Below are 24,340 nucleotides of genomic sequence, written 5' to 3' on the forward strand. Positions count from 1 at the left end.
ATGTTTAGTTGGTTAGAAAAAAATCCATTCTTTTTTGCTGTAGCTGTTTTTGTAGTGATTGCTTATGCAGGCATAGTTGAAGTTTTACCAAATTTTGCAGAAAATGCAAGACCAATTGAAGGTAAAAAACCTTATACGGTTTTACAACTTGCAGGGCGTGCAGTATATATTAAAGATAGTTGTAATGCTTGTCATTCACAGCTTATTCGTCCATTTAAATCAGAAACAGACCGTTATGGTATGTATTCTGTAAGTGGTGAATTTGCTTATGATAGACCTTTTCTTTGGGGTTCAAAAAGAACAGGACCTGATCTTGCTCGTGTAGGAAATTATAGAACGGCTGATTGGCATGAAAATCATATGTGGGATCCTACTTCTGTTGTTCCAGATTCTATTATGCCTTCATATAAGCATATGTTTAAAAATAATGCAGATATTGAAACTGCTTATGCTGAGGCTTTAACTGTGAAAAAAGTTTTCAATGTTCCTTATGATACAGAAAATGGAACAAAACTTGGTTCTTGGGAGGATGCACAAGCTGAAGTAAAAGCTGAAGCTCAGGCTATAGTTGATCAAATGAAAAATCAAGAAGTAAAAGATGCTTTTGCTAAAGGTGAAATCAAAGAAATAGTTGCTTTGATCGCTTATTTAAATAGCTTAAAGTAAGATGATGGAACATTTATCAATAGTTTTTGATGTGATTAAAAATTTAATCACACTTGATTTAGCAACAGTTCAAAAACATGAGTGGGAGATTTTCCAAGGTTATGGTTTTTTTGTACTCGTGATGTTTTTGTCAATAGTATTATATGCGTATTGGTATCATTTATATAGAACAGAAAAAAAGGGCGAGAGAAATTATGAAAATTATGCAAATCTTGCCTTAAAAGATGATATTGATGATAGTGTATTAGAAAGTAAAAGGAGTGCTTAATGCAATGGTTAAATTTAGAAGATAATGTTAATCTCTTATCTTTAATTGGAGCTATTCTTATCATTTTAATCACACTAGTTATTGTGGGTAGAATGTTTAAGCAAATGAAAGAAAAAAAGGGCGAGTCAGAGCTTAGTGAACATAGTTGGGATGGAATAGGAGAGTATAAAAATGCTGTTCCTACTGGTTGGGCTGTGGTATTTTTCCTGACTATTGTTTGGGCTATTTGGTATTTTTTATGGGGATATCCTTTAAATTCTTTTTCAAGTATAGGTCAATACAATGAAGAAGTAGCAACTCATAATACAAAATTCGAAGAAAAATTTAAAAATTTATCTCCTGAAGATAAAATAGCAATGGGTCAAAATATCTTTTTGGTTCAGTGTTCAGCTTGTCATGGAATTACAGGAGATGGTATCAATGGTAAAGCTCAAAATTTAAATATTTGGGGTAGTGAAGAAGGTATAATCAATGTAATTAAACACGGTTCAAAAGGGATGAATTTCCCAGGTGGAGAAATGCTTGGTGCTGCTGATTTAGGTGTGGCAGAAGAAGATATCCCTGCTATTGCTGCTTATGTAGCAAAAGATCTTTCAGCTATTAAGAAAACTGCAAATGAAAATTTAGTAGCAAAAGGTAAAGAAGCTTATGCAACTTGTGCAGCATGCCATGGAGAAGATGGAAAAGGTCAAGATGGAATGTTCCCAGATCTTACAAAATACGGTTCTGCAGCTTTTGTAGTAGATGTTTTACATAGTGGTAAGGCTGGTTTTATAGGAACAATGCCGAGTTTTCCAACACTTAATGATATTCAAAAAGAAGCTGTTGGCGAGTATGTAATTTCTCTTTCAAGGGGTGAATGATGGAAAATAATAATAGATGCGTGTTTTCTCTTTCAGGTGTTACAGGTATGTTAATTGCTACGGTTTTGTTACTTGCTATCTTAGTAGTTTTAACTACTTGGGGTCTTAAAGCTCAGCAAGAAGTGATGCAAAAGCCATATAGCCTTAAAGATGTACAAAGTGTAAAGATGTTTGGTTCAAAAGAACAAGATCATAGAAGTATAAAGGAAGCACAATGAGTAAGGCTTTGGAATATTTAATTGTTATTGGTTTAGTTGTTGCTGCTGCAATCACCGCTTGGTCGGTTTTAACTGCAAATCATCTTCATATAGGATGAAAAAAATATTACAAGATGGCTTTTTTTTAGCCATCTTCTTCTTTGTTTTATTGCCTTCTAGGGTTTTTGCTCTCGATGCTGTACTTTTTAATGAAAATATTTTAAGTCAAAAAGTAAGTAATGAGATTAATCTTATAGGAAAAGAGCTTTACCAAAAAAGTAATATTTTTATTGGTGTTATGGTTGGTGATAAAACTGAAATTGAAACTTTATTAAATAAACAAAAAGAACTTCCTCAATCTTATATATTGCTTCTTTTGTCAAAAAATTCTCACAAAGTTGATATAGTGGGCTCAAAAGGTGCTTTAGCTTTGATTGATAAAGAAGCCGTGCTTAGTCCTTATCCTGGAACAGGATCTATTTTACCGATATTAGCTACAAATAAAGGTGATATTTATAATGCTGCTATACTTAATGGTTATGCAGATATTGTAGATCGTGTGGCAAAATCCTTGGGATTGCAATTAGAACATTCTATAGGTAATGCAAATCGTGATACTATCAATATCTTAAGAATACTTATTTATGGATTTATTTGCTTTGCATTGTTATACTATGCACAAAGAAGAATAAAGAGGAAAAAAAATGTTAGAAACTAAAAAAAGTTTTTGGCCTTATGGTATTTTGCTTTCACTTTTGGCTATAATTATTGCTTGTATTGTAACGATTTTTATAGCAAGTCACCATCCTGTGTATGAGGATGATTTTTATTTTGACTCTTATCAAAATGTTGAAAATAATTACAATCAAATACAAAAACAACAAGTAAATTTTGATAAATTTTTTAAAGTAAATTTTCAAAATGATAAAATCACTTTTATAGGTAAAAGAAAAATTCCTAGTTATGAAGTGGATCAAAATTCCTATGTTGCAAATTTTAAAATTTCTGCATTACAAAATATAAATTCTGATGATTTAAAAGTTCAAGTTCTTCTTACAAGACCATTCACTAAAAATTTTGATCAAAAGTTAGAAGGACAAGTTAAAAATGGAATTTTAAGTATCGCTTTACCTAAATTAGATAAAGGTAGATGGGAGCTTAAGCTAAAGTTTTATGCAAATCAAGAAACAGTGGGTTTTTTTAGCTACGAATTAAATGCTCAATGAAATTAAGAATTTTTAGTTCTTCAAGACAAATTAGAGAATATTATAATCAAAAAAAACAGCAAAATGCTTTATTAGATAGTGCTATTCATATAGGTGAATTTTTAGATAAAGTTTGTTTGAGCAATTTTCATAAAGCAAGTTCTTATGAAAGTTTGCTTTTAATGCAAGAAGCTTGTCTAAAAAGCAAGGATTTAGAAAAAAAACTAGGAATTTCGGTAGAATTTTTTGCTTTTTTGAAAAATAACGAATATCTTTTTTCTTTTTTTAAAGAACTTAGTTTAGAAAAAAAAAGCATAGAAGATCTTAAAAATAATGATTATTATGCCACCTATAATGAACATTTAGAAATTTTAGATGAGGTATATAAGAATTATCTTGCTTTGCTTGAAAAGAATTCTTTTTATGATGATCTTTCTTTACCTAAAAATTACACTCTTAATAAAGATTTTTTCGATGAGTATGAAGCTATAGTTTATGATTTGCAAGGTTTTTTAAGTAAATTTGAAGAAAATTTATTAAGTGAAATTTCTCAGATTAAAGAAGTGGTTTTAAGTTTTAAAACGAGTAAATTTAATCTTGAATATCTTTTAAAACTTGATTTTTTAAAAATATTTGATTTAAAAATAAACACTCATTATGAAATCAATCTTTCAAAACAAGAGATCTTAAAAGAAGAAATTTTTAAAACAAAAAATTCAAAAATTAAACTCAAATCTTTTGAATTAAGGGCTTTGCAATGTGCTTTTGTTATGGATGAAATTTCACATTTTGTACGCAAAGGTTTAAAGCCTGAAAATATTGCAGTTATAACTCCAGATGAAAGTTTTTGTGAGTTTTTAAGACTTTTTGATAAAGACAATATGCTTAACTTTGCAAGTGGAATTAGTATTAAAGAGAGTTTGTTTTATCAAAAATTTCAAGCACTTTATGAAAGTGCTAGCAGTGCTTCTTTTGTCTATAAAAATCAAGAGGATTATTTTGAAGACGCGCAGATGATTTTTGATTATCACAATACGCTTTTACATTCTTTAAAACTTGATTTTATAGAGTTTAAAAAGTATTTTGATGAGAAATGTGATTTTGAATATTTTGAAAAATTACTTGCTTTGTTTTTAGAAAATGAAAAGCAAGAGCTTATTTATTTGATACGAAAAGAACTTTATTTTATTAAAGATTTATTGAAAAATCAGTCTTTAACTCTTAAAGAGTTGATCCATCTTTTTTTCATGCAAATTTCACAACTTTCCCTTAGTGATGTAGGTGGAGGTAAGGTTACGGTAATGGGACTTTTAGAAAGTCGTGGGCTTTGTTTTGATGGAGTGATTTTGGTTGATTTTAATGAAGAATTTATTCCTAAAAGAAGTGTTAATGAGCTTTTTTTAAACAATGAAGTGCGTAAAAAAGCAGGATTGATTAGCTATGATAGAAGAGAAAATTTACAAAGATTTTATTATGAAAGCTTGATGAAGAATGCTTTAGAAGTAAGTATTTGCTTTGTGGAAAATGAAGAAAAAAGCAAATCACGTTTTTTAGATGAACTTGATTTTGACTTTTTTTATGAAACTCATATCCACCAAAAAGCTTATCTTAATGCTTTAAAATTAGACTATGAAGGCATAAAACCTAATCTAACTCCTATAAAAGCTCCTATTTTAAAGCATAATCCTTTCGAGTTTCCGCTTTCTTTTAGTCGTTTTAATTTATTGGAAAATCAAAAAAGAACTTATTATTATCGTTATATTTTAAATTTAGCAGAACCTAGGGTTTTAAGCGAGGAAAGCAAAGCGAAAAATCAAGGAAATTTTATCCATAAAATGCTTGAAATTTATTATAAAAATTATGCAAATAATAATTTTGATATAAAAGTTTTTGCAAATTTATTGGATAAAGAATATCAAAAATACAATATCAGTGAACTTGATCTTGAAGTATTTAAATTAAAATTTATACAATTTGCTAAAAATGAAAAAGAGCATTTTTCAAAAGGCTTTTATGTCGCACATACAGAGCTTGAGTTAAACAATATTTTAAAGCTCGGAACAGATAGTATAAAACTTAAGGGTACTATAGATCGTATCGATAGTTCAAAAGAAGGTAATTTGATTATTGATTATAAAAGTGGAAAAGTGCCAAGTAATTCTTATCAACTTGCTTTTTACCAAGCTTTATATGATGAAAATGCAAGCGTGGGTTTTTATGATTTAAATAGTATGCAAATATTGCACCAAAAAGCTAAAAGTTTAGATGAGCTGAAAGAAAGACTTAAAGACTTAGTTCTTATGAGCAAGGAAGAAATAGAGTTTGAAAATGAACAAGATGAGTACTGTCCTTATAAACTCATTTATAAAAAGGAATTAAAATGAGTCAATTTGAGCCTTTTTTGGCATTGGAAGCGAGTGCGGGAAGTGGAAAAACCTTTGCTTTGAGTGTGCGTTTTGTAGCACTTATTTTAAAAGGAGCTAGGATTAATGAAATTTTAGCTTTAACTTTTACCAAAAAAGCTGCTAATGAAATGCAAAAAAGAATTATTGAGACTTTTTTAAATTTAGAAAAAGAAAATAAAACCAGTGAATGCAATGAACTTTGCAAGCTTTTAGGTAAAGATAAAGAAGAGCTTATTTCTTTAAGAGATGCTAAAAAAGAAGAATTTTTAAGAACAGAGTTAAAAATCAGTACTTTTGATGCTTTTTTCGGAAAAATTTTGCGTGTTTTTGCTTTAAATTTGGGCTTAAGTAGTGATTTTACAATGAGTGAAGAGAGGCTTGATGTAAGAGAGATTTTTTTAAAACTTCTTAAAAAAGATGAATTAAAAGATTTGGCTTATTACATTAATTTAGTTGATGAGAAAGAAAATTTTTTTAACGAGCTTGAAAAATTTTATGAGAATGCTTATTTTCAAAATCGTCCTAAAATTCCAAATCCATCTAAAGCTTATATCAATAAAGCTTATAGTGAGTTAAGAAGTTATTGTTTGGGTCTTACTCATGTAAAAAATTATAAAAATTTGTGTGACAATTTTAAAAGTGAAGTTTTAGATTTATCTGTATTTATGCAATCAAGTTTTATGACAAAATTTGAAAGTACAAAATATTTGCAAGATTTAGAAAGCACTAACTTGCATTTTAGTGCAAAAAGAATGGAGCTTATAAATGCTTTAAATACTTATGCCATAGAGCTTGAAAATTATAAAATTGCTAATTTAATGAATCTTTTAAATCATTATAGTGAAGCTAAAAATATATTTCATAAAGATAAAAATACTTTAAATTTCCAAGATGTGAGTAAAAAAGTTTATGAGTTAATAACCAGTGAATTTAAGGATATGATTTATTTTCGTTTAGATGGTTTTATTTCGCATTTGCTTATTGATGAATTTCAAGATACAAGCGTGATCCAATATCAAATTTTACGCCCTTTGATTGCTGAGCTTGTTTCAGGGGAAGGAGTTAAGAAAAATCGCACTTTTTTTTATGTAGGAGATAAAAAACAAAGTATTTATCGCTTTCGTAAAGGAAAAAAAGAATTATTTGATTTGTTAAAACAAGAATTTGATCAAATTAAAAGTGACAGTTTAAATACTAATTATCGTTCTAAAGAGCTTTTGGTTGATTTTGTTAATGAAACTTTTAAAGAAAAAATCAAAGATTATAAAGAGCAATTTGCCTTAGAAAGCAAAAAAGGCGGTTTTGTGCGTATTGTGGAATCTAAAGAACAAAAGGTTAAAAACCAAGCTCAAGAAATCAAGGAAAAGACTTTAGAAACTTTATTTGAGCAAGTTAATTTTTTAAGATCTAAAAATATTTCTTATGATGATATTTGTATTTTGTGTTGGAAAAATAGCGATGCAGATATGGTTTTGGATTTTTTAAGAGAGCAAAATATTCCTGCATTTACTCAAAGTAATGTTTTACTTGAAAATAAAGCAAGCGTAAGACTTGTTTTAGAATATGCTAAATATTGTATTTTTGGTGATGAGTTTTACTTGGTATTTTTAAAAGAACTTTTAGGTTTTGAGCCGAGAAAAATCGCCCTTGATTTTTCAAAAAATGCTATGGAAAATGTACTTTTTTTAATAAAAGAATTAAAACTTGATTTAAATGATATCGCTTTAATACAATTTATCGAATATGCTAAAACTAAGGAGAATTTTTTAAAGCTTTTATTTGAGCCTTGCACTTTGAAAATAGTAAGCGAACAAAATATGGGTATTAGTATTATGAGTGTGCATAAATCTAAGGGTTTGGAATTTGATCATGTGATTTTGCTTGATAGTTTATCTAAAAACAATTCAAACAATGAAGATATCATGCTTGAATATGATATCAATCAAGGTTGGCAACTCCATATTAAAGATAAAATTCGAGAGCTTACTAAAGAGCCTATTTATACCCTTTTTAAAGAAAATATTACAAGAGCAAATTATGAAGATGATATCAATAAACTTTATGTGGCTTTTACAAGAGCTAAGGAAAGTTTAATAATCATAAAAAGAAATGAAGAAAGTGTAAATGGAAATTATCCAAGTTATTTTAAGGGGGGATTTTTAAATATACATTCTCAAGAGAGAGGTTTTTTAGAAAGCAAAGAACAAATTTTAAGCGTTAAAAAAGAAAGCATTCAAACTTTGCAAAAATTTGAAAAAATTAGCCTACAAGAAGTTCAAAGCGAAGAAAGGCTTGATAGTAAAGAGCTATATTTTGGAAATGCTTTTCACTTTTTTATGCAAAATTTAAAACTTCCTAAGGGTGAAAATTTTCAAATACTTACTCAAAGATGCAAGAGTAAATTTAGACATTTTTTAGATGAGAGTGATTTTGAAAAGCTTTTTAAAAGAATTGAAATTTTACTTAAAAATATTCAATTTCAAAATTTGGTTGGTGATGGAAAGCTTTTAAAAGAACAAGCTTTGAGTTTTAATGGAGAAATTAAACAATTAGATTTACTTGCTCTAAAAGATGAAGAAGCTTTTATAATTGATTATAAAACAGGTCTTGCTATGCAAGATAAACATAAAGAGCAAGTAAGAACTTATAAGATCGCCATTAGTGAAATTTTGAAAAAAGATAAAGTACATGCTTTTATAGTTTATTGTTTGGAAAATGAAATTCAAATTTTGGAAATATAAACTTTATTTTTACTTAAATTAAGTAAAAATTAATATTATTTTTTATACAATCACATTTTAAATTTTTGGCAAAGGTAAAAATTATGACAAAGATAACAAAGCCAAACGAAGTAAAACGAGAATGGATTGTTTTAGACGCAGAAGGCAAACGCTTTGGTCGTCTTTTAACTGAAGTAGCAACAATTTTGAGAGGTAAAAACAAACCTTGCTTTACTCCAAATGTTGATTGTGGTGATTATGTAATTATCATCAATGCTTCAAAAGCTGTATTTACAGGTGCTAATAAAGCAGAAGATAAGCTTTATCATAGACATTCAGGATATTTTGGAAGTGTAAAAAGCGAAAAATTTGGTGATTTACTTGAAAAAAATCCTGCAAAATTATATAAATTAGCAGTTAGAGGTATGCTTCCTAAAACAAATTTGGGCAGAGCTATGCTTAAAAAATTAAAAATCTATGCGGGTAGTGAGCACCCACACACTGCGCAAATTGCTAAAGAAGGAAAATAATCATGGCAACAACATACGCAACAGGTAAAAGAAAAACTGCTATCGCAAAGGTATGGGTAAAACCAGGTAGTGGTAAAATTAGTGTTAATGGTGTTGATTTAAACACTTGGCTTGGTGGACACGAAGCAATTAAGCTTAAAGTGGTTCAACCTTTACTTGTAACTAAACAAGAAACTTCAATGGATATTAAAGCAACTACTTTAGGCGGGGGCTATAGTGCTCAAGCTGAAGCTTTAAGACATGGAATTTCAAGAGCTTTAGCAGCTATGGATGCTGATTTTAGAGCCTTATTAAAACCTAAAGGACTTCTTACTAGAGATAGTAGAACTGTTGAGCGTAAAAAATACGGACGCCGCAAAGCAAGAAGAAGTCCGCAATTCTCTAAACGTTAATATTTTTTGGTGGGATTTTCCCACCTTTCTACAATTTTTTATAAAACTCATCCTTTTTTCTATCATTATATGATATAATTACAAAATTTAAATTTTTATTTTATAACACAATGAAAGGTTTTTTCTATGAAAAAAATATTATTATGTTTAGGTTTGGCAAGTGTTTTATTCGGTGCTGATAACAATGTAAAATTTGAAATCACTCCAACTTTAAACTATAATTACTTTGAAGGTAATTTAGATATGGATAATCGTTATGCACCAGGGATTAGACTTGGTTATCATTTTGACGATTTTTGGCTTGATCAATTAGAATTTGGGTTAGAGCATTATTCTGATGTTAAATATACAAATACAAATAAAACTACAGATATTACAAGAACTTATTTGAGTGTTATTAAAGGTATTGATGTAGGTGAGAAATTTTATTTCTATGGTTTAGCAGGTGGAGGATATGAAGATTTTTCAAATGCTGCTTATGATAATAAAAGCGGTGTATTTGGACATTATGGCGCGGGTGTAAAATTCCGTCTTAGTGATTCTTTGGCTTTAAGACTTGAAACTAGAGATCAAATTAATTTTAACCATGCAAACCATAATTGGGTTTCAACTTTAGGTATTAGTTTTGGTTTTGGTGGTAAAAAGGAAAAAGCTGTAGAAGAAGTTGCTGATACTCGTCCAGCTCCACAAACAAAATGTCCTGTAGAACCAAGAGAAGGTGCTTTGTTAGATGAAAATGGTTGCGAAAAAACTATTTCTTTGGAAGGTCATTTTGGTTTTGATAAAACTACTATAAATCCAACTTTTCAAGAAAAAATCAAAGAAATTGCAAAAGTTTTAGATGAAAATGAAAGATATGATACTATTCTTGAAGGACATACAGATAATATCGGTTCAAGGGCTTATAATCAAAAGCTTTCAGAAAGACGTGCTAAAAGTGTTGCTAATGAACTTGAAAAATATGGTGTAGAAAAAAGTCGCATCAAAACAGTAGGTTATGGTCAAGATAATCCTCGCTCAAGCAATGATACTAAAGAAGGTAGAGCGGATAATAGAAGAGTGGATGCTAAATTTATTTTAAGATAATGAATAAAACTATTTTATTTGATTTAGATGGCACTTTAATTGATTCTACTGATGCTATTTTAAATTCTTTCCAAGGAGCTTTTAAAGCCCTTGGATTAACTTCTAAAAATAATGAAGAAATCAAAAATCTCATAGGTTATCCTTTAGAGCAAATGTTTAGAATGCTTTATCCAGATAAAGTAAATTTAAGTAAAGAATTTGTATTGGCTTATCGTGAAATTTATGCACAAATTTATTTAGAACAAACCACTCTTTTGCCTAAAGTAAAAGAAGCATTAGAACTTGGAAGCAAAATTGCAGATCTTGGCATAGTTACAACAAAAGGAGGTAAATTTACTCCGATTCTACTTGATTATTTGGGAGTTAAAAAATTCTTTAAAACTTTAATTACTCTTGAAGATGTCACAAATCCAAAGCCAAGTTCCGAACCTATAATTTTAGCCTTAAAAAGACTCAATAAAACTCAAGAAAATGCCTATATGATAGGCGATACAATACTAGATATTCAAGCTGCAATTTCTGCTAATATCACTCCTTTGGCCTTAACTTGTGGCTATGGCAATGAAAATGAATTAAAATCCCATTCTATGGTATTTTTAAATGCATATGAGGCTGTTAATTATATAGCTAGATTAAACTAATTTCAAGTTTTCATTAAACGCCTTTTAAGAGAATTTATAGTAAATTGATAGCTAAAAAATTATAAAAATTATCAATATAAAGGAAGGTCTCAATGGGTAAAATTATGAAAACTATGGACGGAAATGAGGCTGCTGCATATGCTGCGTATGCTTTTACTGAAGTTGCTGGAATTTATCCTATTACACCTAGTTCTCCTATGGCTGATTACACCGATATGTGGGCAGCTGCAGGTAAAAAAAATCTTTTTGGAGTTCCTGTAAAAATCGTAGAAATGCAAAGTGAAGCAGGTGCTGCAGGTAGTGTGCATGGATCTTTACAGGCTGGAGCTTTAACTACAACTTATACAGCTTCTCAAGGATTACTCCTTAAAATTCCAAATATGTATAAAATAGCAGGTCAATTGCTCCCCTGTGTAATCCATGTAGCAGCGCGTTCTTTGGCTGCTCAAGCTTTGTCTATCTTTGGCGATCATCAAGATATTTATGCGGCAAGACAAATTGGTTTTGCTATGCTTTGTTCGCATTCTGTGCAAGAAACCATGGACTTAGCTGGTGTAGCACATTTAGCTGCAATTAAGGGAAGAGTGCCATTTTTACATTTTTTTGATGGTTTTAGAACAAGCCATGAAATTCAAAAAGTTGAAGTGATGGATTATGCGCATTTTGATAGATTATTAGATAGAGAAGCTTTGCTTGAATTTAGAAATAATGCTTTAAATCCAGAAAATCCAAAAACACGTGGAACAGCACAAAATGATGATATTTATTTTCAAACTAGAGAAGTAAGCAATCGTTTTTATGATGCTTTGCCTGATGTTGTTAATGAATATATGCAAGAAATTTCAAAAATTACAGGTAGAGAATACAAACCATTTACTTATTATGGACACAAAGAGCCAGAGCGTATGATTGTTGCTATGGGTTCTGTAACTCAAGCACTTGAAGAGGTAGTGGACTATCTTAATGCTAAGGGTGAAAAGGTAGGGATTTTAAAAGTTTATCTTTATCGTCCATTTAGTTTAAAATATTTCTTTGATGTTATGCCAAAATCAGTGAAAAAAATCGCGGTTTTAGATAGAACCAAAGAACCAGGAAGTCTTGGGGAGCCGCTTTATATTGATGTAAAATCAGCTTTCTATGGAAGAGAAAATGCTCCTGTTATAGTGGGTGGAAGATACGGACTTTCTTCAAAGGATGTTGATCCTGCTCAAATGATAGCAGTATTTGAAAATCTTAAACTTGATAATCCAAAAGATGGCTTTACTGTAGGTATAGTTGATGATGTAACTCACACTTCACTGAGTACTGGAGAGAAAATTTCACTTGGAGATGAAAGTACGATCGAATGTTTATTTTACGGACTTGGTGCTGATGGAACTGTGGGTGCAAATAAAAACTCGATTAAAATTATCGGGGATAAAACGGATTTTTACGCTCAAGCTTATTTTGCTTATGATTCTAAAAAATCAGGGGGTTATACAAGAAGCCATTTAAGATTTTCTAAAAAACCTATCCGTTCAACTTATCTTGTTTCAACTCCGCATTTTATTGCTTGTTCGGTAGCGGCTTATTTGGAAATTTATGATGTTTTAGCAGGAATTCGTAAAGGAGGAACTTTCCTTTTAAATAGTATTTGGAATGCTGAAGAAACCATAAGACAACTTCCAGATGCAGTAAAGAAAACTTTAGCCGAAAAAGAAGTAAATTTTTATATCATCAATGCAACCAAACTAGCTCGTGATATAGGTTTGGGAAATCGTACAAATACCATTATGCAATCAGCCTTTTTCAAACTTGCAAAAATCATTCCTTATGAAGACGCACAAAAATACATGAAAGAGCTCGCGTATAAATCTTATAGTAAAAAAGGCGATGCTATTGTAGAAATGAATTACAAAGCTATTGATGTGGGTGCTGATGGACTTGTAAAAGTTGAAGTGGATCCAAATTGGAAAAATTTAGAGCTTAAAGAAAAAGAACAAACCAATGCCTATAAAGGTACTGAATTTGTTGAAAAAATCGTAAAACCTATGAACGCAGCCAAGGGTGATGATTTACCTGTTTCAGCCTTTTTAGGTTATGAAGATGGAAGTTTTGAACACGGCACAACCGAATACGAAAAACGCGGTGTTGGGGTTATGGTACCAAGATGGATAGAGGCAAATTGTATTCAATGTAATCAATGTGCTTCAGTTTGTCCGCATGCTGTTATCAGGCCATTTTTGATCAATGATGAAGAAATGGCAAATGCACCTCGTGGTGTAAAAGATCATGCTTTAGAAGCTAAAGGAACCAAAGGAGAAAAATTAAGCTTTAAAATCCAAGTTTCTCCACTTGATTGTACAGGCTGTGAGCTTTGTGTTCATGAGTGTCCTACTAAGGAAAAATCTTTGGTTATGGTACCACTTCAAGAAGAGATGGATTTTGGCGAGCAAGAAAATGCGGATTATTTATTTAAAGAAATTACTTATAAAGATGATATTTTAAATAAAGAAACCACAAAAGGAGCACAATTTGCCCAACCTTTATTTGAATTCCATGGGGCATGTCCTGGATGTGGGGAAACTCCTTATATTACTTTAATTACAAGATTGTTCGGTGAAAGAATGATTGTGGCTAATGCTACAGGTTGTAGTTCTATTTATGGGGGTTCAGCTCCATCAACTCCTTATAGAAAAAGTGTGAAAAATGGACATGGTCCTGCTTGGGGAAATTCACTTTTTGAAGACAATGCCGAGTTTGGTTTGGGTATGAAAATTGCAACTGAAAACACAAGACACCGCATTGAACATATCATGAATGAGAGTATGCAAGAAGTTCCAAATGCTTTATCAGCCCTTTTTAAAGATTGGATTGCAAATAAAGACAATGGTGCTATGTCTGTGGAAATTAAAGATAAAATGATCCCTATTTTAGAGCAAAATAAAAATATTAAAGCGGTGCAAGATATATTAGAGCTTAAACAGTATTTAAGTAAAAAATCTCACTGGATTTTTGGTGGTGATGGTTGGGCTTATGATATAGGCTATGGCGGACTTGATCATGTTTTAGCAAGTGGAGAAAATGTAAATATTTTAGTACTTGATACAGAAGTTTATTCTAATACTGGCGGTCAAAGTTCAAAATCTTCTAGAACAGGAGCTGTGGCACAGTTTGCAGCAGCAGGCAAACCTATACAGAAAAAAGATCTAGGTCAAATTGCTATGACTTATGGTTATATTTTTGTAGCACAAGTAAATTCAACGGCAAATTATACTCATCTTATCAAAGCTATCACTGCAGCTGAGGCCTATGATGGACCATCTTTGGTGATTTGTTATTCTCCTTGTATAGCTCATGGTATTAAAGGTGGGCTTGGTTACTCAGGAGAGCAAGGTGAGCTTGCTACAAAATGTGGTTATTGGCCACTTTATACCTTTGATCCTCGTTTAGAAGAGCAAGGAAAAAATCCTTTAACTCTAACAGGAAAAGAGCCTGATTGGGATTTATATGAGCAATTTTTAATGAATGAAGTGCGTTATAATGCACTTAAAAAAGCAAATCCTGAACACGCTGCTGAGCTTTTTGAACGCAATAAAAAAGACGCTCAACGTCGCTATAGACAGCTTAAGCGTATCGCTATGGCTGATTATAGCAATGAGGTTGAAAGCTGATAAAATATATTTTTAGTGCAACATTGTGTTTTAGCACTTTGTTTGCACAAGATAATTTTGAAGAGTATTTTAAACTTATAGATAAAGAAAATCGCATAGATTTTAATACTCTTCAAAACCCATTTGTGAATCCTACTTTTGAAAAATTAAGACATATTAAAATTACTGCAATTATGCTTGATAAAGTAAAAATTTATGATCGATGGTATAAAAAAGGTGATATGATTGATGATGCTATAATACATGAAATAAATACTAAAGAGATTAAATTCCAATATGATAATTTAGAAATTGCAATCCAAATAAATAAAAATGATAAGATTAATATTAATTAACATTCTTTGTTGCCATTATCTTTATGCTTTAGATTGTCAAAAGCGTCTTTTTGATATCAGTATTAACGAAAAATTAAGCATACAAGAAAGTCTTGATGAGCTTGCAAAATATTGTTCTTTCAGTATTATTGTTAAAGATAAAATTGCCAAAGAAAAATTAGAAACATTGCAAAACTCTGTCAATATTCATCAAATGAGTTTGGACGAAATTTTTAATTTTTTTATCAAAGAGCATGATCTTAGCTATGATTTTGATGGTAAAATTTTAAGAATTTCAGGCATTAATACGAAGATTTTTAAGATAAGTTATATCACTTCTATCAGAGAAGGACAAAGCATAACTAAAGCGTCTGTAGACGCTAAACCAAGGCAAAGTGAATATAGCGGTAGTTTTGATGATGCAGAAGACAATATGATTAAAAGTATGGAAAAATTTGATTTTTGGCAAAATATAGAAAAAGAGATTATTGTATTATTAAAAAATTCTCATGAAGATTATGAGGCTAAAACTCCCATTATAAATCCCAATGCAGGTCTTATTATAGTAACTGGAACAAATTCTCAGTTAAAAAGTGTGAAAAATTATTTGCAAAAACTAGAAAATCGTCTTAAAAAACAAGTTATTATCGATGTTAGCATACTTGCTGTGAGTTTAAATGAAAGCCATTCTAGTGGGATTAATTGGCAAAATTTTAATATAGGTTTAAATTCACAAGCAAATAATGAAAATTCTTTTATTCAGTTTCAAAATGGGCAAGGTTTTGTTAAGAATTTGGGTTTAAGGGCGAATTTAAATTTTGATTCTATTATTAACTTTCTTTCTCAAAATGGAAAAACTAGCGTGCTTTCTAATCCAAAGCTTATGGCTTTAAATAACCAACAAGCCATTATTTCTGTAGGCGATACTATAAATTATCAAGTTAAAGAAAGTTCTAAAGGTACTGAAAATGGGACTACTGTTAGTGAAAGTTATAATAATTATTCTATTTTTGTAGGCATTTTACTCAATATCTTGCCTGAAATTTCTGATGATGGAAAAATAATGCTTAGGATTAATCCAAGCTTAAGTGATTTTAAGTATCCAGAAGATAATAAACGACAAAAAGAACCAAGAACTATTGCTCCTGATACCATACAAAAAAAGCTTTCTAGCGTTGTGCAAGTAGAGAATAATCAAACTTTAATTTTAGGTGGATTGATTTCTCACGATAAATCTAATGAGAAAAATTCTATCAATTTTCTATCAAAAATTCCAATCCTAGGTTCTTTGTTTAAAGGAGAAGTTTTAAATTCTAAAGCAACCGAAATCGTTTTTATTATCACTCCAAGTATAGTAGATAGCGTAAATGCTCCAAGTCTTAAAGATCTAGGATTTAAGCATTATGAGTAAAATTATTCCATTTAGAGAAGAAATTTTTCATCAAATCAATCAAATTTTAGAAAGCCAAAAAGCTTTTATTTTTTTATGGGGAAAAAGTGGTAGTGGTAAAAGTGTATTGTTGCAAAGATTGGCAAAAAAATATAATGTTGATTTTATTAATGAAAATTTTAAAGATCAGAGTTTCTTAAAAGAAAAAATTGAGTTTTTGATTTCACAAGGTCAGAGTTTAATCATTCTTGATGAAGTGGGAATGTATGATTATGCAATGCTAGAAAGCATCAGGATTTATAGTGATTCTATAAGTTTTGTTTTAAGTTCTCATAAAAAGTTAAATATACTTAAAAAAGAGCATTTTAAAAGTCGTTTAAGTGCTTGTTTTAAATTGAAAAATATTAGTCTTTTAGAACTTGATGATTATATTAAATTGAAATTTGGAATGAATTTTTCAAATAAATGTCTTAAGTTTTTACAAAAAATTTCTCAAGGAAATTTAAGATATATTGATAAAACTTTAAAAAGTTTTTATGAGATAAATAGTTTTTTTGATAAAAACAAAAGTCAAGAGTATATTTTAAAGCTTAGTGCTTTAGAGAATGGCTTATTAAGGTAAGATATGCAAGAAAGAATTAAAGAGCTTGAGCTTAGGTATAAATACTTTTTACTTAAAAAATATTTAAAATATTTATTATTAATTATTCTAATATCAGTAATAGCATTTTGTTTTTTTGTGCTAATGCAAAAATATAATAAGCAAAAAAATATTTATTTGCAGGCTATTGAACATAAAAAGCATTTGGAGCAAAAGATTCTTCAAGCGCAAATTTTACAAGAAAAAAATAAGATTTCTAGGGAAAAGTTATATAAAGAACTAGAAGAAGTTAAAGCGGTGCAGGAAAATACACATATTAGCAAGATAGAAATTGATTCTAAAATTTTAAATATTTCTGATTTAAAAAAATCTTTTTATCAAAATCCAAGCTATGAAAAGGCATTAAATTTAGCTAAGAAGTATTTTGATATTAAAGCTTATCAAAAGACAATATTTTGGGCTTTAAAAGCCAATGAACTTGACAAGCAAAAACAAGATTCTTGGCTGATTTTTGCTCAGGCTAAAAGAGCTTTAGGCGAAGAAAAAGAAGCTCAAAGTGCTTTAGATGCTTATATAAATTATTATGGTTTAATGGAATTAGATGGAAAGTAGAATGGATAAAATTTTTCAAGCTTATATTGATAATGAAATAAGTCTTGATGAAATTTGCACTAAATTTAATATCACTTCTTGGGATTTTTTTAACAAATTAGCAAATTTTTGTAATTTACATTTTGTTGATTTAGATGAAGATAATGATTTTATTTATGAAGGTATACCTTTTTCTTTACTTTTAAAATTTAAATTTCTGCTTATTAAAAACAATGATGGCTTTATGATTATTAGATCCAAACCTTGTTCTTTAGAGCTTTTAGAGCAAGTTAAGACTTTTATGATTTGTGAAAAAATCGACACTGCAATTGCCGATGAATTAAAGATAGCTAAAATTTTAAATCAAATTCGCATTCAAGAGGAGATTAAAAGATTAAGCATTAAGCTTAGACTTGAATGGCAAGAAAATCACAAAAGAGATGATCAAAGTTGCATCAGTCAAATTTTTGATTTTTTATTACATGAAATTTTATCTTTTCATGCGAGTGATATTCATATAGAAGCAAGGAATGATGATGCTTTGATTAGGTTTAGGGTTGATGGAATTTTGCGTGAATTTGCTATTTTTGAGAAGGATATTTATGAAGCTTTGGTTTTTCATGTCAAATTTTTAGCTTGTTTGAATTTAGCTGAATCAAGAAAAACGCAAGATGGAAGTTTTGAATTAGATTTTGAAAATGAAAGATATGATTTTCGTGTTTCATGTTTGCCTTTGATTTATGGCGAAAGTGTTGTTATAAGAATTTTAAAACATGATAAAGAAATTTTGGATTTGCATAAACTAAATCTTGGAGATAAAAATTTAGAAATTTTAAAAAAGATTTTACATCGTCCCAATGGAATGATTTTATTAACCGGTCCTACAGGTAGTGGTAAAAGCACAACTTTATACGCGTGTTTAAATGAATTGAAAAGTATTGAAAAAAAGATTATCTCCGCAGAAGATCCTATAGAATATAAAATTCCTTTAGTGCAGCAAATTTTGCTTAATTCAAAAGTTGGAGTCGAGTTTAATAGTGTTTTAAGAGCAATTTTAAGGCAAGATCCTGATATTATCATGATAGGAGAAATTCGCGATGAAGAAAGTTTAGATATTGCACTTAAAGCTTCTTTAACAGGTCATTTGCTTTTAAGCACCTTGCATACTAATGATGCTCTTAGTACCATTGATAGGCTTTTGGATATGCAAGCAAAAAGTTACTTGATAGCATCGGCTTTGAGTCTTGTTATAGCACAGCGTTTGGTTAGAAAACTTTGTCCTTGGTGTAAGCAAAAAAGCAAAAAACATTATATTGAATTTGAAGGTGAATTTTTTGAACCAAAAGGATGTGAGCGTTGTCATCATAGTGGATTTTTTGGCAGAGAATTAATCGCTGAGTGCTTAGAGATCAATGAAGATTTAGCTTGTGCAATTAGGGAAAATCAAGATAAAACGATTTTAATGGAGCTTGCAAAAAAATATGGCTTTCAAACTATGTTTGAACAAGGTTTAAAAAAAGCCAAAGAAGGTCTTACAAGTATAGATGAGCTTTTAAGGGTTGTAAGATGAAATTTTATGAAGTAGAATTTCTTAAAAACAATCAAAATTATACAAAAACTATAAAAGCTGAAAATTTAAATACAGCACAAGCAAAAGCCTTATCAAAGAATTGGAAAATCATTGATATAAAAGAAATTCAAAAATCTAATTTTCAGAGATTAAAGGATGAAAATTTTATACTCTTTTTTAAAGAGCTAGCTTTGTTGTGTGAAGTTGGATTAAGTGTTCAAGAAGCGATTAGAGAATTATATCTTATGCATTCTTGCAAGATTATGAAAAAAATATTAGACAATTTAATTTTAGCCCAAAATCTAAATCAAGCTTTTGAAAATGCTAATTTTGGATTAAATCGTGCGGAGTTAGCTTTGATTAAAACGGCTGAAAAGACAGGAAAAATCAGTGAAGTGTTTAGTCAAATTTCTAAACTTCGAGAAAAAAGCTTAGAGAGTCAAAAACAATTAAAAAAGGCTTTTAGATATCCTACTTTGGTTTTTTTAAGTATTATCGGAGCATTTTTGTTTTTAATGCTTTTTGTAGTGCCTAATTTTAAAGATTTATTTGAAAATTTAGGCGCGAGTTTGCCTTTTATCACGCATGTAATGTTAGAAATTTATAATTTTTTAGATGACTATGGAATTTTTTGCATATTTTTGTTTGTTATTTTTATTGTTATGCTTATTTTAGCTTATAAAAATTTTCATTCTTTTGCTTTTTCTTGCGATTTTTTATTTTTAAAAGTACCTTTGATTTCTCGTTTGATTATTTATAATCAAAATTATTATTTTTTTATGGTTTTTTCTTTGCTTTTAAAAAATGGAATTTCAATATCTAAAGCTTTTGATTTAGCTATTATAGGGCTTGAAAATAAATTTTTAATTTTTCAGTATAAAAAACTTTTTAGTTTTATAGATTCTGGTCTTGAGTTAAGTCAGGTTTTTAAAAAGATTGATATTTTTGATTCTTTGGTGTTTTCTATGCTTAGTGTTGCGATGAAAAGTGGGAGACTTGAAGTATTAAGTGAAGAAATTACCAAATATTATCAACAAAAAAGCGAAAATTTGATGGATAGATTTTTGATTTTTTTAGAGCCTATGATGACTTTATTTGTAGCGCTTTTAGTTTTGTTTTTGGCTTTAGGTATATTTTTACCTATGTGGGAGCTTAGCTCAGGGGTCAATTTTAACTAAAATAATCCCAAGCTACTTTAATAATAGTAGCTCCTACAACGATTAAAAATAAAGTTTTTATAAACTTTCCATTAGTTTTTAATACAAGTTTTGAGCCTAAATAAGCTCCTAAAACTTGTCCTACACCCATAAGCAAACCTACAGCCCATAAAAGTTCATATTGCCATAAAAATATAGCAAGAGCAATGATGTTGCTTGTGAAATTTAAAATTTTAGTATTAATGCTCGCTTTTCTCATATTAAAACCTAGTAGCATCACACAAGCAAAAATCCAAAATGAACCCGTTCCAGGCCCTAAAAATCCATCATAAAATCCTAAAGTTAAGCCACAAATTAAATGAAAAATTTTGATATTTTTTATTTTAGGTTCGCTTTCGTGTTTGCCTAAGTTGGGACGTAAGGCTGTATATAAGAAGGTAAGAGTTAAAAAGATTAAGATAATAAGCTTTAATTGCTCATCTTTTACAAAAAGAACACTATAACTTCCTATAGCTGCTCCTAAGGCTGTGAAAAAAACACCCCAAGCAAGATGAGGTAGAGTGGTGGATTTAAAATAAGTTAAAGTAGCTGTAAAAGAACCAAAGACGCTTTGGAGTTTGTTTGTTGCTAAGGATAAATGCGCAGGAATTCCACAGGCTATGAGTGCTGGTAGAGTAATAAGCCCTCCTCCACCTACAATAGAATCTATAAAACCAGCAAAAAGAGCTACAAAAAAAAGTATGAAATAATAAATCGTATTTAAGTGCTCAAAACCCATTCTTCACTCCTTAAATTTGTCAATTTCCTTACTTTGTCCTAAACGATAGAGTGCAAAGTCATATTTTATGGGATCATTTGCATCTAATTTTTTTAAATTTTGTGTGAGTTCTAAAACACTTTTATAATCATATATTTTACGCTTTAGAAGTCCTAAAGCCAAGGAAATTTTATGTGCATGTGTATCAAGTGGGATTAAAAGATCTTTGGTGTGAATTTTGGTAAAAAGTCCAAGATCAAGTTCATCTTTTCTAACCATCCATCTTAGATACATATTATAGCGTTTAAGAGGTGAAGTAGGGGTGTTTTGCCAAATTTTTCCAAAGAAAAATTCATATCCATAACTTGAATATGAATTTAAGGTTTTGATTTTTTGCATAAAAGCTAAGATGGCATCTGTGGTATTTTCTCTTTCTTGATAGGCTTGATAAAAAAGTTCGTAGAGTGAACTTTCATTTTTCAGCCTTGAAAGAGTGATAAAAATTTCTTGTATATCTTTTTCATTTTGGAAGCGGTATTTTAAATTTTTAAGTTCTTTTTTTATTTGTTTTTCTTGAAGGTTTAATAAAGAAAAATCAAGTTTCTTTAGAAAATTTACTATATTTTTAGCATTTCCATAGGCAAATAAAGCACAAATTAAGGCAATAAATTCATCATTGTGAATTTTAGCAATTTGCAAAGGATCTGGAGTTTCAAAAAGGGAATGATTGGTATTTTTTTGACTGGCTAAAAAATCGAGCTTAGCTTTAAGATGGATAAAATTTTTCATTTGATATTACTAGAGCTTAAGATTTAAGCCCTAGTAAGGTATCAAGCATTTGATCTACGGTAGAGACGATTTTTGCTGCTGCACCGTAACTTGATTGATATTGTATAAGGGCGGCTAATTCTTCATTTGTATTTACGCCACTTTTAGATTGGTACTCGCTATAAACAGAATTATAAAGAGTTTCATTGCTTGAATTGACGACATTGTTATTTTCACCATCTGAGGCTATTTTACCTGTAAGTTTGCGGTAATATTCTTCCATGGTAAGATTATCGATAGTGCCATCTTCATTATAAAAATTAACTTTTTCATATTGAAGTTGGATGATTTTATTTGCCATGTCATTTCCACTATCAACCCCACTTAAACTTGCTCTTACTGTGCTTGGATCATTTAAGATGGAATCTTTTACTTTCATATTACTTGCATCAGTTCCGCTGAAAAAACCACCTATGCTAAACGCACCTGCGAAATTTGTGCCCTTATCTTCAATGGCTACCTTAAAACCTGATTTTGCATTGATTTGAAATAAACCATCTCCAGTTTTTGCATCGTAGCTAAAACTTGCATTGATATGATCATCAACATCATCGTTTGAATTTTTATTGTCATTATCATCTGTATTAGCATTGATTTGACGCATGATATCATTCATGGTTGTATTTACATCTATGGTGATGGTTTTGGTGAGTTTTTTATCGCCTTTATCATCATAAATGACTATATCAAAACTTCCTGGTTGTATGGTTCTATCGTAATTAACTAAAGGAATATCTCCCTTAAGCCCAGATAGATAATCAGAAGTAACAGAACTTTTCGCAGAACTTGCATAAAGATTGTTAGTTTCATTGATCATGGTCTTGGCAAAAGTATCTAAAGAATCCATATAACCTTGGATAATTCCATCTTCATATTTTCCTTCGCTTTTGCTATAGTTTCTACCGCGTAAGTCAAGTTGAGCACCAAGCTGTCCACCGCTAATTTTTGCAGTAAGATCGCGAACTTTTTCATCAGGAGTTTCATAATAAATGCTATAAGATTTATTTTTATCATCATAATCAAGCTTTAAAGGATGAAAATTTATTCCATCTACTATACTAAAACCTTCTATACTTAGATTGTATTGATGTCCTGGATCAGTGATGGTTGTATCAAGGCGATTGTCTTGATTGATTTCATTTTTGCTTGCAACTGCACTAACTAGCTTTGAAAGAGTAAGCTCAAGTTCATCTCTTCTATCCCTAAGTTCATTTGCGTGTTCTGTTGGTAAGGCTTCTTGTCCATAAATTTGTTTATTTATAGTAGCAATTTCTTCGCCAATTCTATTAATCTCATCAACTGTATTTTTAATATCATCATTTACTTTTTTTTGGATTTTATCTAAGGTTGCAAAAGTGTTATTAACGCTTTCTGTTAAGGTCTGAGAAGCTTTTACAAGGGCTATTTTTGTGGCATTTTCGTTGGGGTTAGATGCAAAATCATTCCAAGCTTTGTTATAATTTTCTAAATCTTGCAAAATTCCAGTATTTTGTAAGTCGGGAAAACGCTGCGCAATTTCTTGTAAAGTGGAAGCCATATATTTAGTATATTCTAGTTGAGTAGATGCACCTTTTAATTTATAGTAAGAATACTCATCATGCAAACGCACTATACTTTCTACAGCAGTTCCTGTACCTACTTGAACTCCACCTGTTGTAATATATCCATTTGTAGTTTGCACCACTCTTTGGCGTGTATAAAAAGTTGCATTAGCATTTGAGATATTATTTCCAGTTGTTGCGATTTGAACTTCGCTTGCCTTTAAGCCTGTAACACCTGTGTATAATGTTCCAAAAATACCCATTATAAATCCTTATACATTGATCTTGAAAATTGACTCTGGATTTGTCTTTTTATCTCCATAAGCATTATTTGTTCCATCATTGATATTAAACATTTTATTTACTAAGCCATCAAGAAAATCTTTGACAATAAGAACAAATTTAGCATACTCTTTGTTTTTACTATGAAGGTTTTGAAGATTTTTTTTAAGTAGATCTAGTTTTTGTTTATCTTCATCATCTAAGAGTTCACTAAGCCCTTTTGTAGAGCTATTATTTAGCTCAACTAAGGCAACATCAAGTTGTTTTTTAGCTGTAATAAATTCCGCGATAAGTTTGTTTTTTTCTTCTACACTTGGCGTTACACTCTCATGTTTAGCCACTTTGATATTTTCTATATCTTCTTCGGTTAAAGCAATAAGTTTTGCTAAGATAGCATTTACTTCATCAAGTCTTTGTTTAAGCATATTTTCTCCTTTTCTCTCTCTCAAAAAAAGGAGAATGAAAGTTTTTAGATTAAAGAGTCAGCAATCGCAGCAGCCGTAGCTTTTGTATCGATTTTATAAGTACCGTTTTTAATCTGCTCTGCGATTTTACTCGCTTTATCATTTTCCGTTTTTTGAGTATCGTTTGTTTTAGTTTCTTTATCTATTCTATTTGTATTTAATGCGGTATTTGCCACATAACTTTGTTGTATAGGATTGATCATTTCTGCCTCCTTGATC

25 protein-coding genes are annotated in these 24,340 nt (G+C 30.0%); 20 read left to right on the top strand and 5 right to left on the bottom strand.

The annotated features are described in order from the left end of the window. The 20 genes from ccoO (at position 1) to ELQ06_RS01470 (ending at position 20,270) form a co-directional block, all read left to right on the top strand. Entirely contained in the window at positions 1 to 666 is a 666-nt protein-coding gene (ccoO, locus tag ELQ06_RS01375; RefSeq protein WP_002855439.1) for a cytochrome-c oxidase, cbb3-type subunit II, read from the top strand. 4 nt (positions 667 to 670) lie between these two features. Then, positions 671 to 934 (top strand): cytochrome c oxidase, cbb3-type, CcoQ subunit, encoded by a 264-nt coding sequence (locus ELQ06_RS01380; protein WP_002892448.1) that lies wholly within the window; start codon positions 671 to 673, stop codon positions 932 to 934. Further along, positions 934 to 1,797, top strand: coding sequence for a cbb3-type cytochrome c oxidase N-terminal domain-containing protein (locus ELQ06_RS01385; protein WP_002851306.1), 864 nt, complete (start codon positions 934 to 936; stop codon positions 1,795 to 1,797). The genes ELQ06_RS01380 and ELQ06_RS01385 overlap by 1 nt, the downstream gene beginning before the upstream one ends. Continuing rightward, positions 1,794 to 2,015, top strand: a complete 222-nt coding sequence (locus ELQ06_RS01390; protein WP_072223308.1) for a DUF4006 family protein — start codon at positions 1,794 to 1,796, stop codon at positions 2,013 to 2,015. Before ELQ06_RS01385 ends, ELQ06_RS01390 begins: the two co-directional genes overlap by 4 nt. Next, entirely contained in the window at positions 2,012 to 2,113 is a 102-nt protein-coding gene (locus ELQ06_RS01395; RefSeq protein ID WP_052782868.1) for a hypothetical protein, read from the top strand. The genes ELQ06_RS01390 and ELQ06_RS01395 overlap by 4 nt, the downstream gene beginning before the upstream one ends. Continuing rightward, complete coding sequence (locus tag ELQ06_RS01400; RefSeq protein WP_002851454.1) at positions 2,110 to 2,712, top strand: hypothetical protein; 603 nt, start codon at positions 2,110 to 2,112, stop codon at positions 2,710 to 2,712. The genes ELQ06_RS01395 and ELQ06_RS01400 overlap by 4 nt, the downstream gene beginning before the upstream one ends. Then, positions 2,699 to 3,220 carry a FixH family protein gene (locus ELQ06_RS01405; RefSeq protein ID WP_002869790.1) on the top strand — a complete coding sequence of 174 codons (522 nt, stop codon included), beginning with the start codon at positions 2,699 to 2,701 and terminating at the stop codon, positions 3,218 to 3,220. Before ELQ06_RS01400 ends, ELQ06_RS01405 begins: the two co-directional genes overlap by 14 nt. Beyond that, a complete protein-coding gene (locus tag ELQ06_RS01410; protein ID WP_052797936.1) occupies positions 3,217 to 5,583 on the top strand; it encodes a PD-(D/E)XK nuclease family protein in 2,367 nt (788 codons plus the stop codon). Before ELQ06_RS01405 ends, ELQ06_RS01410 begins: the two co-directional genes overlap by 4 nt. Next, positions 5,580 to 8,345 carry a RecB-like helicase gene (locus ELQ06_RS01415; RefSeq protein ID WP_052797935.1) on the top strand — a complete coding sequence of 922 codons (2,766 nt, stop codon included), beginning with the start codon at positions 5,580 to 5,582 and terminating at the stop codon, positions 8,343 to 8,345. The genes ELQ06_RS01410 and ELQ06_RS01415 overlap by 4 nt, the downstream gene beginning before the upstream one ends. 83 nt (positions 8,346 to 8,428) lie before the next feature. Next, positions 8,429 to 8,854, top strand: a complete 426-nt coding sequence (gene rplM, locus ELQ06_RS01420; protein WP_002779321.1) for a 50S ribosomal protein L13 — start codon at positions 8,429 to 8,431, stop codon at positions 8,852 to 8,854. 2 nt (positions 8,855 to 8,856) lie between these two features. Beyond that, on the top strand, positions 8,857 to 9,246 hold the full coding sequence (gene rpsI / locus ELQ06_RS01425) for a 30S ribosomal protein S9 (protein WP_002851459.1): 390 nt from the start codon (positions 8,857 to 8,859) through the stop codon (positions 9,244 to 9,246). Between the two features lie 126 nt (positions 9,247 to 9,372). Next, the gene (gene cadF / locus ELQ06_RS01430; protein ID WP_052797934.1) at positions 9,373 to 10,332 is read left to right on the top strand and encodes a fibronectin-binding outer membrane protein CadF; all 960 of its coding nucleotides are present in this window, start codon (positions 9,373 to 9,375) and stop codon (positions 10,330 to 10,332) included. Next, positions 10,332 to 10,973 (top strand): HAD family hydrolase, encoded by a 642-nt coding sequence (locus ELQ06_RS01435; RefSeq protein WP_052797933.1) that lies wholly within the window; start codon positions 10,332 to 10,334, stop codon positions 10,971 to 10,973. Before cadF ends, ELQ06_RS01435 begins: the two co-directional genes overlap by 1 nt. Before the next feature lie 92 nt (positions 10,974 to 11,065). Continuing rightward, positions 11,066 to 14,626 (top strand): pyruvate:ferredoxin (flavodoxin) oxidoreductase, encoded by a 3,561-nt coding sequence (nifJ, locus tag ELQ06_RS01440; RefSeq protein ID WP_002880446.1) that lies wholly within the window; start codon positions 11,066 to 11,068, stop codon positions 14,624 to 14,626. A 23-nt stretch (positions 14,627 to 14,649) separates the two neighbouring features. Beyond that, positions 14,650 to 14,961: a hypothetical protein gene (locus tag ELQ06_RS01445; protein ID WP_002880445.1), complete on the top strand. Its 312-nt coding sequence runs from the start codon at positions 14,650 to 14,652 to the stop codon at positions 14,959 to 14,961. Next, a complete protein-coding gene (gene mshL / locus ELQ06_RS01450) occupies positions 14,939 to 16,351 on the top strand; it encodes a pilus (MSHA type) biogenesis protein MshL (RefSeq protein WP_044260333.1) in 1,413 nt (470 codons plus the stop codon). Before ELQ06_RS01445 ends, mshL begins: the two co-directional genes overlap by 23 nt. Then, the gene (locus tag ELQ06_RS01455; RefSeq protein ID WP_002851464.1) at positions 16,344 to 16,952 is read left to right on the top strand and encodes an ATP-binding protein; all 609 of its coding nucleotides are present in this window, start codon (positions 16,344 to 16,346) and stop codon (positions 16,950 to 16,952) included. Before mshL ends, ELQ06_RS01455 begins: the two co-directional genes overlap by 8 nt. Positions 16,953 to 16,955: 3 nt before the next feature. Beyond that, entirely contained in the window at positions 16,956 to 17,543 is a 588-nt protein-coding gene (locus ELQ06_RS01460) for a membrane protein (RefSeq protein WP_002851370.1), read from the top strand. After that, a complete protein-coding gene (locus tag ELQ06_RS01465; RefSeq protein ID WP_044260336.1) occupies positions 17,533 to 19,092 on the top strand; it encodes a GspE/PulE family protein in 1,560 nt (519 codons plus the stop codon). The genes ELQ06_RS01460 and ELQ06_RS01465 overlap by 11 nt, the downstream gene beginning before the upstream one ends. Further along, on the top strand, positions 19,089 to 20,270 hold the full coding sequence (locus ELQ06_RS01470; RefSeq protein ID WP_052797932.1) for a type II secretion system F family protein: 1,182 nt from the start codon (positions 19,089 to 19,091) through the stop codon (positions 20,268 to 20,270). Before ELQ06_RS01465 ends, ELQ06_RS01470 begins: the two co-directional genes overlap by 4 nt. Here the strand turns inward: ELQ06_RS01470 and ELQ06_RS01475 are convergent. The 5 genes from ELQ06_RS01475 to flgM are packed head-to-tail and all read right to left on the bottom strand — an operon-like array spanning position 20,263 to position 24,324. Beyond that, the gene (locus tag ELQ06_RS01475) at positions 20,263 to 21,027 is read right to left on the bottom strand and encodes a TSUP family transporter (protein WP_002855821.1); all 765 of its coding nucleotides are present in this window, start codon (positions 21,025 to 21,027) and stop codon (positions 20,263 to 20,265) included. The two genes, ELQ06_RS01470 and ELQ06_RS01475, sit on opposite strands and share 8 nt — an antisense overlap. 3 nt (positions 21,028 to 21,030) lie before the next feature. Next, a complete protein-coding gene (locus ELQ06_RS01480) occupies positions 21,031 to 21,795 on the bottom strand; it encodes a TIGR02757 family protein (RefSeq protein WP_052794191.1) in 765 nt (254 codons plus the stop codon). 16 nt (positions 21,796 to 21,811) lie between these two features. Further along, positions 21,812 to 23,638, bottom strand: a complete 1,827-nt coding sequence (gene flgK / locus ELQ06_RS01485) for a flagellar hook-associated protein FlgK (RefSeq protein WP_002855300.1) — start codon at positions 23,636 to 23,638, stop codon at positions 21,812 to 21,814. A 9-nt stretch (positions 23,639 to 23,647) separates the two neighbouring features. Continuing rightward, entirely contained in the window at positions 23,648 to 24,082 is a 435-nt protein-coding gene (locus ELQ06_RS01490) for a flagellar protein FlgN (protein WP_002826016.1), read from the bottom strand. 44 nt (positions 24,083 to 24,126) lie between these two features. Continuing rightward, positions 24,127 to 24,324 (bottom strand): flagellar biosynthesis anti-sigma factor FlgM, encoded by a 198-nt coding sequence (gene flgM, locus ELQ06_RS01495; RefSeq protein WP_002779262.1) that lies wholly within the window; start codon positions 24,322 to 24,324, stop codon positions 24,127 to 24,129. Positions 24,325 to 24,340 lie beyond the last annotated feature (16 nt).

Source organism: Campylobacter sp. CH246 (genome assembly GCF_004378835.1).
Taxonomy (GTDB): Bacteria; Campylobacterota; Campylobacteria; order Campylobacterales; family Campylobacteraceae; genus Campylobacter_D; species Campylobacter_D jejuni.